This window comes from Zavarzinella formosa DSM 19928 (assembly GCF_000255705.1).
GTDB classification, from domain to species: Bacteria; Planctomycetota; Planctomycetia; order Gemmatales; family Gemmataceae; genus Zavarzinella; species Zavarzinella formosa.
This window is the reverse complement of sequence record NZ_JH636443.1, coordinates 433863-447639: the sequence shown is the minus strand read 5'-3', so window position 1 is coordinate 447639 and position 13777 is coordinate 433863. Positions and strand designations below refer to the sequence as shown.

The window sequence follows — 13777 nt, the reverse complement described above, 5'->3', positions numbered from 1 at the left end:
TTGTTTTCCGTCAGGAAGTGAACCGCAACCGGTGAATGCCGGAGCGGGCGGCGAGTTTCAAGATTTCGATCCCTTCTTCCGGTCGCCCTTCGAGGTGACAAACCACCAGCCCGCCGTTGGCCGCCTGGCAAAGTTGCCCGGCGGCTTTCCAGTCGTTGCGGGTGGCCCCGGCCGGGAGTTCCGCGAAGACTCCCGTTTTTTCCCAATCCGAATCGACCGCCGTCGGAATTTGCCTGGGCCGGTCTGTTTCCAAGGCATTACGAATCGTGGCCAATAATTGCCGGGGAATCTCCGAGTTCAAGAGGCTGTGATGGCCGATGATCGCCGAGAGGCCGAGCGGGACGATCACGACCGTCGCCCGGTCCAGCAGGAAGGCTTTTCGCAACCGCTCGTCACCGTGCTTCCGCAGCCAGTCTTGTTTGACGTGCCCGGCCGTCTTGGCGAAGCGGGCGAGGGCCGCCGCTTTGGCCAGCAACGTCGGCACATCAACCGGCCAACCGCCGAGCATCCCCAACAGGCGTTCCAAATTAATGCCCACCCGCACCAAGGCGGCCTTAGATTCGCGGGTCAGCCCTGGTCCGAGCCATGCGGGGCGTTTCGGGTGGTCGAACACAAATTCGGCGTTCTTCCAATGTTCCGGCGTCGGCCCGAGCCAGGGGAGTTGTTCCTCCGGAGAAGTGGCCGAGAGATGCCAATGCCAGCCGATGGCCTCATCCGAACACATGGCAAGATGCCGATGCAATTCCCGGACATGCTCCGGGGACGGGCGCGGTTCGGAAGGGAACAACCCGGCCGGGGGGAAAGATTGATCTTCACCGCCGGGAATGCGGAAATGGCCCGACACGCGAACGTCGCCCACTTGGGCCAATTCCCGAAGTGACTGGAAATATCGGAAGGCCACAACCGCCGGTTCGCCAAGTTCACGGGTCGGCCAGTCGAGCCGGTCATCCGCGAGATGCTCGCCGACATCGCGTAATCGGTCGAGGAGTGGCAATCCCTCGTCGGCTACCCTTCCGGATAGCTCCATCGGAGCGCTGAGTCCGTCGAGGGTAATCAATCCCTCGTCATGGGCGGCGACCAGTTCTCGCGGATAGAGATGTTTCAAACTGAAGCCAATGTCCTCCGCCCGTCCGGCGGCATGCCGGCGGGTTAATCGCACCGGCGACGGGATGGGAACGGCCGTCGCCAGTGCGGGAACCGGGGGACGCTGCCCCCGTTCCTCGTAGGCTTTCGCCAGGGCGGGCAGGCCGAGTTCCCGGACGACGCGGACAACGGTGTCGGCGATTTCCGAGGTGGAAACCGTGCCGCCAACGCCTCCGGCTTCCAAGAAATGCGTGATGCTTTCGGTGAGTTCGCGGGCAAGAAAGGCGTCGGCCGTGCCCAGCCGTTCGGCCACTTTGAACAAACTGCGGGTGATACGCTCCGGCTCGAACGGTTCCACCGTTCCATCAGCATGCCGGACAAATTCGGGATTGGTCGCTTCCATGTGAGGAGCCGCGTGATGTGAACTGAGAGCAGAGTTCGGAATACCGTGGTGGCTTCTTGGTTTTTTCGGTCCAACGGACCGATTAACATAGCCCAGCCCGAAAGGGCTGGGTAAGCCAACCATCGAAAGACCTCGGTCTGAAGGACCGATTATCGGCGGAATGTCTGCAAGGATTGTGAAGACAACCGATAATCGGTCCTTCAGACCGAAAAACCTTGGCGGCATCCAAACCCAGCCCTTTCGGGCTGGGCTATGTTAATCGGTCCGTTGGACCGAAAAAACCAAGAAGCCACCAACGTGTTCCAAACTTGGCTCATGGCTCACGGCTGAAAAATCAGTCGCTCTTCTTGGCGCCACTGTCGGTGAGTTCGATGGTGGTTTCCATCTTTTGGCCGCCGACTTCGCCGGACATTTCCGTCTTCACCATGTTCAGGTTGAAGTCCTTGCTTTGCCAGACCTTCATTTCCATTTCCATTTCCTGCCCCTGGACCTTCAATTTGGTCTTGTAGGTCTCCCACTTGCACTTGTATTCCTTGCCGCCGACCTTGATGGTTTCTTCGCCGTCCTTGAGTTTTTCGATCTTGGCTTCGGTGCCGGGGGGCAGGGTGCCGGTCTTGGTCGGGTCCCAGGGCTTGGTCAGGTCGATCTTCTGGTCTTGGGCGGGGATTTCCATCCCGTTGAATTTGCTGGCAATCTTCAGGGTGGCTTCCTTGTCGTCCTTGGCGGAGACGGTCTGGGTCATCGTGCCCTCAATGGCCAGTGGCCCGATTTTCATGGCCATCTTGTAGGTGGCGAAGTCGCCGACCTTCACCTTCTTGTAGGGGTTTTCCTCGTCGGCCGCGAAGGCGGCGAAGGGAACCACGGCAAGGGCCAGCATGGCGGCCAGAAAACGAGTCTTCATGGATTGTCCTTTGGTTGCCGGCCCCGCCGCGAGACCGCCCCTTGCGGCTCGTCAGCCCGGCCCGGATTCTTTCGGAAGATTATAGGCACGGATGGTTGTTATCTGTCATGAAATCCGTTACCGTGGCAGTCCTGCCCGTGAGAACGATCCCACCCACCCGAGGAGTGTACCCCGAATGTCTCTCTCCCGTTTCATGATTCTGCTGGCGGCGATCGCCTTCGCCGCTCCGGCGAACGCCGAGATCAAGCCGCACGTGTTGTTCTCCGATCACATGGTTCTCCAGCGGGACAAACCGCTGGTGATCTGGGGCACGGCCGACCCCGGCGAGGAAGTGTATGTCAGCCTTTCCGTCAAAACGGCGGACGGCAAACGCGAGGAAGGCAAGGCCGTCAAGGCTGACCAAGGCGGCAAATGGTCGGTGAAACTCGCCGCCTTCCCCGCCGGAACGGATGGCGTGTTGACGATCAAGGGGGAGGAAAAGCCGACCCCGAAGGACAAAAAGAGCGTTCCGAACAGCGTGACCATCAAGGATGTTCTGGTGGGCGAAGTGTGGATTGCCTCCGGCCAGTCCAACATGGAATGGTCGCTGCAAGCCAGCCCGAAGGGGGGCGGCCCGGAGGCTATCAAAACCTCGGCCAACCCCAACCTGCGGCTGTTCATGGTCCCCAAGAACGCCATCCCGGCGCCGCAAATCACCACGCTGCCCGGCAACGGGCCGACCGATTCCAAGTGGGCGTTGTCCAGCCCGCAAAGCTCGGCCGGTTTCTCGGCCGTCGCTTATTTCTTCGGCCAGGAACTTGAAAAGACACTGAAGGTTCCCGTCGGCCTGATCGGCACTTATTGGGGCGGCACCCCGGCCGAGGCGTGGACCAGCAAAGAGGCTCTGCAAGCTGATCCCGAGTTGAAGTATTACGTCGAAAGCCTCGAACAACGCAAGAAGACCTACGACCCCGCGAAGGAAAAAGAGGCCTATGAAGCGGCCCTTGCCAAGTGGAAGACGGCGGCCGAGGAAGCCAAGAAGGCGGGCAAGCCGGCCCCCGGCGGCCAACCCCGTCTGCGCAGCGAACCGGGCAAAGGCTCGGGCGATCCGTCGTCGCTGTACAACGGCATGATTGCCCCGCTGATCCCGTTCACCGTTCGCGGCGCGATCTGGTATCAGGGGGAATCAAACGCGGGCAAGCCGATCGAGTATCGTAACCTCTACGCCACCATGATCTCGGACTGGCGGAAGCGTTGGGGCGATGATTTTTCGTTCTACTGCGTGCAACTCGCCCCCTTCAACGCCGGCAATCCGGACGGCGAAAACTGGGCCTTCTTGCGGGAAGCCCAAGCCATCGCCTCGGCCAAGGTGAAGAACGCCGGTGTCGCCGTCATCACTGATGTCGGCGACGCCACGGACATCCACCCGCAACAAAAGGCCCCGGTCGGCCAGCGTCTCGCCTATCTGGCCGAATCCCGCACCTATGGCCTCAAGATTGAGGACAGCGGCCCGGCCTACAAGTCGATGGTCGCCGACGGTCCCAAGGCCGTGGTGAGCTTCGACCACCTCGGCGGCGGCCTCGTCGCCCAAAATGGCAAGGAACTGACCGGCTTCACCCTCGCCGGGGAAGACAAGGTGTTCCACCCGGCCAAGGCCGTCATTGAAGGGGACACTGTGGTCGTCACCAGCGACAAGGTTCAAAAAGCCGTGGCCGTGCGTTATGGCTGGAAGAACTTCCCGGTGGTGAACCTCGCCAACAAAGCAGGCATCCCGGCCACGCCGTTTCGCTCGGACGATCTGCCGTTTGGGGTGACGCCGCCGAAGAAGTGAGTGATTGTTGATTGTTGAATAGCTCAAAAACGGGGATGTCCGATCTGGCGAAATCCGGGTTGGACATCCCCGTTTTCGGTTGCCGAAGGCGAAGATCATTTGGTGATCTTCGCCTTCGGCAAGGCGGCTTGAAGTTCCTTGACGCCGGCATCCGTTGCCTTTGTGCCTATCAAATTAATCTCTCTCAATTGCTTGAGAGCGGCCAGCTCTTTTATTCCGGCATCCGTGACTTCCGGGGCAAACAAATCCAAACGGGTAAGTTTTTCAAGATTGGCCAGATGCTTGAGCCCTTTGTCAGTGACTTGGAAGAACAAACCATCGAGTGTGGTAAGCTGTTTTAACTTGGCCAGATGCTCCAAACCTGTATTGGTGATTTTCAGGCTGTGAATTTGAAGAGTGGTAAGTTTCTCCAAACCAACAAGAGCTTGTAGTCCCTCATCTGAAATCTCCGGACCTGGACTGCCCACCCAGAGAGTCGTTAGTTGTTTCATCCGGCCAACATCCTTTAACCCGACATCAGTCACTTTCGTTCCAGTCAAAAAAAGCGATGTAAGGCTTTCCGATTTGACAAGCTCTTTCATTCCGTCATCAGTGATCTTTGTCAAATTCATTATCCGGAGCGCCGAAAGATTTTTGAGGCTGGCAATTTCCTTCATCGATTTGTCGGTGATCTCGGTGCTGATGAGATCCATCAAGACAATCTGCTGATGCTTGGAAATCCCCTTCAGATCATCATCCTTGAAATCATCCGGAAAACGGATGGCGAAAGGTTGTTTCGGAGAAGGAAGGCTGGCCCAGCTTGATTTCGGGGAGCGGGAAAAGTCAAAGCACCAAACATCATCCGGCTTTCGCTGAAAAACATTGGCGCTTAGATCGCGTGACCTCCAGCTAAAACTTGCTCCGGCGTCCTCCCAAGCCTTGAGCAACTCCGGTGGCGGCTCCGACGCTTTTTTCGGCTGGGCAAGGCTCACGCCGGACAGGCCGAACAGACACAGGCCAGTCAATAAAGATCGCAACATGCGTAAATCCAATGGGGTGGGAATGGAATAGCACCGGCGGAGATGCCGAGTCGGATGACTGTTATACGGTGTGCGGCGGGATGGGTTTTCAATTTTTCACCGTCGGCCGGTTTGCAGGCAAACCGGCCGACGGTGACCGCGGCAATTACTTGGTGATCTTCGCTTTCGGCAAGGCGGCTTGGAGTTCCTTGACACCGACCTCCGTGACATCTGTGCCCGACAGATCGATTTCCGTTAATTGCTTGAGGGCCGCCAAATCTTTCAATCCGGCATCCGTGACTTTTGTATAGCTCAAGCTGAGCGAAGTGAGTTGCTTGAGGGCGGAAAGTTCCTTCAGCCAGTCATTTTTCATCCCATTGATTCGTAACGATGATAATTGTTTGATGGCGGCCAATTCCTTGATGGATGCCGGCGTCAGTTTTTGTGATGATAATTTTAACGATTTAAGCTGTTTGCATCCGGCCAGTTGCGCGAGCCCGGCATCCGTGATTAGCGGGCTGGACAAATTGAGAGTCGTCAGTTCTTTGAATTTCTCAAAATGCCTCAATCCCTTGTCTGAAACATCAACAACCATCAGATTCAGTGATTTGAGTTGTTTGAGTTCGGCAAGATGGCTGATTCCGTCATCCCCAACCCCCAAAGAAATCAGGTTAAGATGCTTTAGCTTGTCCAGCCCGACGAGTTCTTTTAATCCTTTGTCCGTGATGGAGGCGTTGGGAGCCGCCAGTTCGAGGGAAACAACCTGTCGAAGCCGGCCAACTTCCTTGAGCTCGGTATCAGTGATCGCGCTGGCCGACAAATTAAGTTCCGTGAGATTGTTGAGTTTGCCCAGTTCTTTCAGCCCGGCGCCGGTTATTTTTGAGGAAGCCAAATAGAGAGAGCAAAGTTGGGGATGATTGGCGAGGGCGGTCAGATCCGCGTCTTTGACGGGCGAGTCTGAAAAAGCGCGAAAATGGATTTGAAATGGTTGTTTGGGCGAGGGGAGTTTGGCCAGATCCGTCTTGGGCGCATTATCAAAAACAAATTCCCAAATTTCTCCCGGCTTCAGCCCGGCCAGATTTCCTTCAGTCACATGACGATTAAATAGTAATTTCCCTCCAGCCTCTTCCCAAGCCTTGACCAACTCCGGCGGGGGCTGCGATGCTTTTTTCGGCTGGGCAAGGCTCACGCCGGACAGGACGAACAGACACAAACTCGCAATAGTCATTCGCAGCATCGGGCAACTCCGGAAAACAGGGACGCGAGGCAAGTCTTGCGGCGGGCGGTCGTCGGTCGTTGGTTATTTCATCCCCTTGCCCACGAACAATCCGGCCACGAAGGCCGCGACGACCAGGACGAACACGATCAGAATCAATCCGATGATTTTGCCGACGGACAGCCCCCCGGCGCTCGGCACGGGAATGGGCAACGCCGACGGGACGGGGGCGGGCAAGGGCAACGGCATGCCATTGGACACCGTGACCGCTTGTGGTACGATGGCACGTGACGGGGTGGTTCCGGCCGCCGGGTGCGGACTGGTTCCGGCGGCGTGGCGGGGATTGATTGCCGGAGAGGCCTCCAAGAGACGGTCGATGTCGTCCTGTTCAAAGAGCTTGGCTGACGCGGCGGGTTTGGGCTTGGCTCCCTTGGCGGTCGGATCCGTGGCCAGTTCTGTTTGATTGTCGGGGTCGGCTTCGGCGAGGTCGTCCTCCGGGCCTTCCTCGTCGGGCGTGGGGACGATCAACGGCTGGCCGCATTGCGGACAGTTCACAATCGAACCGGCTTTTCTCCGGGCGATGCCGAGCAATTTGTCGCAATGAGCGCAGCGAAAGCGGATTGGCATGGGTGGCCCCCCTAGGCATGTATTGTGACCGGGATTTCCGAACCTTCAACAGGTCGCCAACTTTTTTGGCCGGTCGGACGTTGTGTTCTGATCGGATCGCATCGACGGAATGACCGCCTCCGGGCGGGAGGACACCATGACGGGATACCTACGAAACGCCCGAATCGTCCTGGCGTTGGGTTGTTCGGCGCTGATTTGTGCGATGGCCGCTCGGGCCGACGTGGTCATCCTCAAGGATGGCTACACGCTCTACGGGGTGAAAACCATCAAGGAACGCGAAGGCTTGCTGGACGAAAACACCGGCCAGACCTTCAGCGTCGAACGGGCCAACGGCCTCACGGTGGTCGATGACGGCCCGCGCTGGACCATCTTCCCGCAAAGCGTCACGCAAGTCGCCGATGTCTCCAGCAATAACAAATTCAGCGGATTGACCCCGTATTCCCCGAAGAGGCAGCTCCTCGCGGGCCGGGAGGTCATCCCGGTCACGGCCACCCTCCCTAAAATCGGCCCGTGGAATGACAAAACATGGACGCGGACCATCGTGTTCTTGGATTCTGAAAAGGACAACATCAAGCACGAAGTCAAGCAGCATATCAGCGTGATTTCCCCGTATTATGTCCGCCTCGGGTCGGAATCGCACCGGCTCCAAAGCTATTTCCTCCTCAAGGAATTCTCGGCGGATCGCATCCGTGCTTTTCTTCAAAATCACCCGGATTTGGACGACCGGGACAAACCGGACGCCGCCAAGCGGGAACGTCTGATTCACTTTTGGATTCAAGCCGACTGGCTCGACGAGGCCGAAAAGGACATTGAGAAATTCATCAAGGATTTCCCGGCCGACAAGGAACGGCTTGAAAAGATCCGGGCCGAGATTGGCCTCACCCGCGTGGAAAAACTTCTCACGGAAGCGGAACGGGCTAAAGAATCCGGCCGACATCGCTTCGCCATGAAAACCCTCGCGGATTTCCCGAAGGAAAACGTCCCCAAGGAAATTGCCGACAAAGTCATCAAGCTCAAGGCCGAGTACGAAATCCGGCTGGGAAATCTGGACACGGCGATTCGCCACCTGACCGAACTGGCGCCGAAGGTAACCGGCGAGGCGAATCAGTTTTTGAAGGACGGGGCCTCGGCCGTGCGATCGGAATTGCACCTCGACACGCTTGGCCGGCTGGAAATGTTCACCACCCTTGCCGAGCGGGCCGAGGCTGATGTCAAACGGGGCCGCAAACCGCTCCAGACTCCCGAACAACTTCTGGCGGCGGCCATCACTGGCTGGCACCTTGGTAAAGTGGCCGCCGAGACGAAGGTGGACACCGCCCGCAAGTGTTGGATGGCCCGCGACATGGCCCTCAGCTACCTGCGCAGCCCCAACAAACAAATCCGGCAGGCCGTCCTCGCCGACTACGCCAAACTGCCGGAAGCCCTGCCGTTCGATGAACTTGAAAAAGTCGTCTCGCTGCTGCCGCCGCCGGAGGCGCCGGACAAGCATCCGACCGAGCCGACGACGATCACCCTGCCCAAAAGCCAGGAGTTCCCGAAAGGCGCTGAATTCCTGCTGAAACTGCCGGACGAATACTCCCCCGGCCGGCCGTATCCGCTGCTGGTCTTGCTTCCGGACGGCTTCGAGAAGCCCGAAGACATGCTCAAACAATTCGGCGAAACCACCTCCAGCCATGGTTACATTGTTGCTGTGCTCAAATGGTACGATCCGCTCAACAACCATTACCAATATGGTCTGCCAGAACACACGCTGTTGCTGAACTTCATCCGGCACATGCGGCGAACCTTCCAAGTGGATTCCGACCGCGTTTTCGCGTTGGGCAACGGCGATGGCGGCAGCATGGCCGTTGACGTGGCGGCCGGCCATCCGACGATGTTCGCCGGGGTGGCGGCGTTCAACCCCCGCCTGCTTGGCTGGCTGTTCGGCCATTGCGGCTATTGGATGAACTTCCAAAACCTGCCGATCTACTGCGTGATGGGCGACCGGGCCGGAGCCTCCTCGGCGGCCATGCGTCCGGTGTTGGAAAAATGGATGCCCAAGGGTTACCCGTCGCTGGTGGTTACCTACAAGGGACGGGGGATGGAATGGTTCCCCGAGGAATTGCCGTTCTTGTTCGACTGGATGGGCCGCAAGCGCCGGGCCGAACCGGGCAAGATCATCGGCCCGACGGGGGCCACCGAGTTTGAAAGCGGTTACCGCACGGTCCGATCCGGGGACAACCGTTTCCATTGGCTCACGGTGGAAGATCTTCTTCCGGCGTGCCGCGTGAATTACGAGAAGGGCTTGAAGGGCAACCAACTCCCGTCGGTGGCGAGAGTTTATGCCAAAGTCAACGAAGGGAATGCCGTGCAGATCAGCGCGCGCGGGATGAAGAACATCACGATGTGGTTTGGCCAAGGCAACTTTGATTACACCAAGCCGGTGTCGATCAAGGTGGGCGATCGCAAGCCGATCCTCAAGGAAGTCAAACCCAACCTCGGCGTCCTGATGGAAGACCTCTACGAACGCGGCGACCGCCAGCGGCCATACTTCGACAAGATCGAGTTGAAGATCCAGTAGGGTTGTTTGATTCTCACGTTGAAAAAATGAAAGTGACCGCCCAGGGGAGCCTTGGCGGTCACTTTCATTGAACCGCCACCAATTCCACATCTTCCGGCCCCAACTCTCGCCCGTCGGCTGATCGCAAAGCCAGCGGTTGGATGGGAGTCCGAGTCCGGCGGTCCACGAGCGTCATTTCTTGATCGCCGTCGTTTGTCATGCAACCCTGTCCCCATTGCCGTAGGGCGATCAACACAAGGTAAAGCCCCTTCGCCTTTTCGGTGAGGACGTACTCCTTGTACGCGCTGCCATCCGAGGCGGGGATGGTTTCCAGGATGCCGTGGGCCACCAGTTTCTTCAACCGGGTCGTGAGGATGTTCCGGGCCACGCCGAGGCTGGACAGGAATTCACCGAAGCGGCGTTTTCCGAAAAACGCATCCCGCACGATCAACAGCGACCACCAATCGCCGACGGCCTCCAGCGACCGCGCGACCGGGCACTCCGCTTGTGTTAGGTGCTTGCGATTCATGAGGCCAATCCAGGCATGGAGAGAGGGTTTTTCAAGAATCTTGAAAAGTGGTTGCAATGTGCAACCACATCTCCAGTATATCCTCTCAATCGCAGAGCACAAACAAACGGGGAAAAGTCATGAACGCCTTCACACTGTTGCACACTGTGGTGAGTTTGTTGCCGGTCGGGTTCGGCCTGTACGCCTTTGCCCGCCACGGCCGGATCGACCCGAATACGGCTTCGGGCAAGTGGTATCTGGGGACCATGCTCGCCGGATCGGTCTCTTCCTTCGGGTTCATCCTCAAGTTCGGGTTCACCCCCGGCCAGGTTCTCACCCTGTTCACGATCTTTCTCTTGTTCATCGGGACGTTTACCCTGCGAGGACAAATCCGGAAGGCCGGATATCGGCAAACGCTCGCCCTCACCACCAGTTTCCTCATGCTGATGGTCTTCGCCTCCACGGAAACACTCAAGGCGGTCCCCGTCGGCCGGCCGTTCGCCACCGGGGCGGATGATCCGGCCCTCATCCCGGTTCGCTTGGGACTGCTCGCTCTCTACGCCTTGGGGCTTGGATATCAACTGCTGAAGATTCGCTCGGGACGCCCGGCCATCGTGGCCCAAGGCGCCGTAGCGTAAGGAAACCTCGGAAGTCACGGGCCGTCTTGGCGACGGCCCGTTTTGATTGTCTCAACACACTTTTGGAGATCTGTCATGTCAAAGAAACTTGAAGGCAAAGTCGCCGTCATCACCGGCGGCAACAGCGGCATGGGACTGGCCACCGCCAAACGATTCGTCGCCGAGGGGGCGCAAGTTGTCATCACCGGCCGCCGACAGGCCGAACTGGATGCGGCCATCAAGGAGATCGGCAAGAATGCCACCGGCGTGCGGGGAGATGTTGCAAACCTCGCCGACATCGACCACCTTTATGAAGTGGTGCGCCAGAAACACGGCCATGTGGATATCGTGTTCGCCAACGCCGGTGTCGGGGAATTGGTTCCCTTGGCGCAAATCACCGAGGCCCATTTCGACAAGTTGTTCAACATCAATGTGAAGGGGCTGGTCTTCACCGTGCAAAAGGCGTTGCCGTTGCTACGGGATGGCGGCTCGATCATCTTGAACGCCTCGATTGCCTCGATCCGGGGAATGGAAGCGTTCAGCGTTTACAGCGCGACCAAAGCGGCCGTGCGATCCTTTGCCCGCACTTGGACCAGTGATCTGAAAGCCCGAAAGATCCGGGTGAACGCGATCAGCCCCGGCCCGATTGACACGCCGATTCTCGACGGGCTGGGAAAATCCAAGGAAGAAGTGGATGCGGTGAAAGCGGGCATGGCCGCCGCCGTTCCGTTGGGGCGGATCGGGGAAGCGGACGAAATCGCCAAAGTGGCCCTGTTCCTCGCCTCGGACGACAGCAGTTTTGTGACGGGGATAGAGTTGTTCGTCGATGGCGGGATGGCGCAGGTTTAACCCGGCCGGTCACATCACGCCGGGAAAAGCCCCGCCGTCAATCAACAGGCTTTGCCCGGTGACATATCCGGCGTGTGCGGAACACAAAAAGGCGCAGGCGGCTCCGAACTCGGCGGGGTCGCCGAAGCGTTTGGCGGGAATCGCCTGCTCTCGTTCCCCCCGGATCGCCTCGACGCTGGCTCCCGTGCGAGTGGCGGCCGTCTCAACGGATGACCGGAGGCGGCGGGTATCGAACGCCCCCGGCAACAGGAAGTTAATGGTCACGTTGGCATGGGCGACGGATCGGGCCACCCCGGCGAGAAACCCGGTCAGTCCGGCTCTTGCCCCGCTTGAGAGATCCAATCCGGCCAGCGGCATTTTGACCGAAGCCGACGTGATGTTCACAATCCGGCCAAACCGCCGGGAAATCATCCCGTCGATGACCAGCTTCACCAGTTCAATCGGGGTCAGCATGTTGGCCGCGACCCCGGCTTCCATCGCCGCCCGGTCCACTTCCCGGAAATCCCGGAACGGCGGCCCGCCATTGTTGTTGACGAGAATATCCACCTGCGAAACGGCGCCGATGAGCGCCTGCTGACCGGCGGCGGTCCCAATGTCCCCCGCCACGGCGATCACCTCGGCCCCCGTCCCCGCCCGGATGGCGGCGGCCGTCTCTTCCAAGGCCGCCGCGTCCCGGCCATTGACCACCACCCGGCACCCGGCCTTGGCCAGTTCCCAGGCACAGGCCCGCCCGAGTCCCTGACTGGACGCGCACACCACCGCCGTCCGTCCGCTGATGCCGAGATCCATTCCATCACTCCGGTGATTATTGCGGCTATTGTAGGCGTTAGGATTGGAGGCGGACTCGCCGGGAAAATGAGATCAAAATGCTTCGCACAAGTTTGGGGAGCGTTTTACTTTCGTCGGCCGCCCTTACCAGCCTTGCGGCTGGCAGCGAGCACGAACCATTCCTCTCGGAGAGAAGGCCGGTTCTATCACGACATCTGGGTCGCCCCAGAGCCACTACCTTAGGACCGTCATAGTTACAGACGCCGAAGCGTCTGACGAGTTTGTAAGCTCCCACTGTTGGGCGCGAAGCAAGTTAACGACACGGTTGGCGATTCGGAGGTTCGGATTTTGCGGGAAAGCCGGTTCGCTTGACGAAGGTTCAAGCCTGTAGAGGATCTTTCAATCCGCATTCCTCTTCATGTCCTCCAAAATCCCCCATTTTCACTTCCCGTTTGCGGGAAAGCGTGTTTGAATACTATGTTGATAATGTGAAACCCGTTCGTCCTCTTGGTGGGATGCTCAACGGTAAAGACTCGCGGCAACCATCTTTTTGAGGTGGCGAACCGTCTGGTCGAGTAGGAGGTACAATTCCATGATCCGTCGTCACTGGCCGGCGTATGCGTTCGCCCTCGCCATTTTTGGGGCGGGGCTGAACTTGCAGGCCCAACAGGCCGCGCCGCCCGCCAAGACCCCGTCCACCGCTCCGGCCGCCACCACGCCGGACTTTAACGCCAAGGAACTCACGGCCCGGCAACAGGCCGTCGAGCAGCAATACAAGGCTTTCACCCTCAACCTGCTTTCGTTGTCCCGCAAACTCAAGGCCAGCCCGCGAGTCGAGGACCAGGACAAGGCCAAAACCTTGGAGAAGGCCATCGAACTGGCCGACAAAGAAGGGGTGGACAACAAGTTCACCATGCTCCTGCGGACCCTCTCCAAGTCCGGCGACATCGGCATCAACGACCTGACCAAGGCCAGCGGCCAGCAAGACGACCTCATTAAGGTGATGGCCCAGATTCTGGCCATTCTCCAGAGCGACGACGAACTGGCCCGCATCAAGGAAGAAAAGGAACGGCTCGAAAAACACCTTGCCGATCTCAACGCGATTGTTCGTGGCGAAAAGATCATCCAAGCCCGCAACGACTCGGGCAAGGGTGACAAGGACCAACTGGCCAAGGAACAAAAGAAGCTCGCCGAGGCGACCGACAAGCTCGCCGACCGCATGGGCGCCAAGAAGGACGACAAGGCAGGCGACCCCAAAGCCGGCGATCCGAAGGGTGACAAACGCGACGGCGGCAAGGGAGATGAAGGCAAAGGCACCGACAAGCAAGACACTGACAAGCCGAAGGGCGAAGCCAGCAAGCCGACCGAACCGAAAGATCCCAAAGAAGCCAAGCCCGGCATGGGCGGCGAGAGCAAGCCGAGCAACGGCCCGCCGAAAGAAGGCGGTGGCGAACCCAA

At 58.8% G+C, this 13777-nt stretch carries 11 protein-coding genes and 1 pseudogene; 5 read left to right on the top strand and 7 right to left on the bottom strand.

Going from position 1 to position 13777, the window contains the following annotated elements; genetic code table 11:
- Positions 1-10: 10 nt before the first annotated feature.
- Positions 11-1486: an ATP cone domain-containing protein gene (locus BGIM_RS0127275; RefSeq protein WP_020472873.1), complete on the bottom strand. Its 1476-nt coding sequence runs from the start codon at positions 1484-1486 to the stop codon at positions 11-13.
- A 334-nt stretch (positions 1487-1820) separates the two neighbouring features.
- Complete coding sequence (locus BGIM_RS0127270) at positions 1821-2387, bottom strand: hypothetical protein (RefSeq protein WP_020472872.1); 567 nt, start codon at positions 2385-2387, stop codon at positions 1821-1823.
- Between the two features lie 175 nt (positions 2388-2562).
- Here BGIM_RS0127270 and BGIM_RS0127265 point away from each other — a divergent pair, with 175 nt between their 5' ends.
- Entirely contained in the window at positions 2563-4197 is a 1635-nt protein-coding gene (locus BGIM_RS0127265) for a sialate O-acetylesterase (protein WP_020472871.1), read from the top strand.
- Positions 4198-4292: 95 nt separating this feature from the next.
- On the opposite strand, the gene BGIM_RS58360 is transcribed toward BGIM_RS0127265, so the two are convergent.
- From BGIM_RS58360 to BGIM_RS0127250, 3 genes are all read right to left on the bottom strand, one after another.
- Positions 4293-5216, bottom strand: a complete 924-nt coding sequence (locus BGIM_RS58360; RefSeq protein ID WP_020472870.1) for a leucine-rich repeat domain-containing protein — start codon at positions 5214-5216, stop codon at positions 4293-4295.
- Positions 5217-5361: 145 nt separating this feature from the next.
- Entirely contained in the window at positions 5362-6432 is a 1071-nt protein-coding gene (locus BGIM_RS0127255; RefSeq protein WP_020472869.1) for a leucine-rich repeat domain-containing protein, read from the bottom strand.
- A gap of 63 nt (positions 6433-6495) precedes the next feature.
- Positions 6496-7038, bottom strand: coding sequence for a hypothetical protein (locus BGIM_RS0127250; protein WP_020472868.1), 543 nt, complete (start codon positions 7036-7038; stop codon positions 6496-6498).
- A 136-nt stretch (positions 7039-7174) separates the two neighbouring features.
- Here BGIM_RS0127250 and BGIM_RS0127245 point away from each other — a divergent pair, with 136 nt between their 5' ends.
- Entirely contained in the window at positions 7175-9598 is a 2424-nt protein-coding gene (locus BGIM_RS0127245) for a hypothetical protein (RefSeq protein ID WP_157369453.1), read from the top strand.
- A gap of 64 nt (positions 9599-9662) precedes the next feature.
- Here BGIM_RS0127245 and BGIM_RS0127240 read toward each other — a convergent pair whose 3' ends face one another.
- Positions 9663-10106, bottom strand: a complete 444-nt coding sequence (locus tag BGIM_RS0127240; RefSeq protein ID WP_029630624.1) for a winged helix-turn-helix transcriptional regulator — start codon at positions 10104-10106, stop codon at positions 9663-9665.
- 119 nt (positions 10107-10225) lie between these two features.
- Between BGIM_RS0127240 and BGIM_RS52645 the strand changes: the two genes are divergently transcribed.
- On the top strand, positions 10226-10723 hold the full coding sequence (locus BGIM_RS52645; protein WP_020472865.1) for a hypothetical protein: 498 nt from the start codon (positions 10226-10228) through the stop codon (positions 10721-10723).
- A 75-nt stretch (positions 10724-10798) separates the two neighbouring features.
- Positions 10799-11551, top strand: a complete 753-nt coding sequence (locus tag BGIM_RS0127230) for a glucose 1-dehydrogenase (RefSeq protein ID WP_020472864.1) — start codon at positions 10799-10801, stop codon at positions 11549-11551.
- 9 nt (positions 11552-11560) lie between these two features.
- Here BGIM_RS0127230 and BGIM_RS0127225 read toward each other — a convergent pair whose 3' ends face one another.
- The gene (locus BGIM_RS0127225) at positions 11561-12340 is read right to left on the bottom strand and encodes an SDR family oxidoreductase (protein WP_020472863.1); all 780 of its coding nucleotides are present in this window, start codon (positions 12338-12340) and stop codon (positions 11561-11563) included.
- 571 nt (positions 12341-12911) lie between these two features.
- Between BGIM_RS0127225 and BGIM_RS66015 the strand changes: the two are divergent.
- Positions 12912-13777: pseudogene (locus tag BGIM_RS66015) on the top strand (hypothetical protein); the annotation flags it as partial.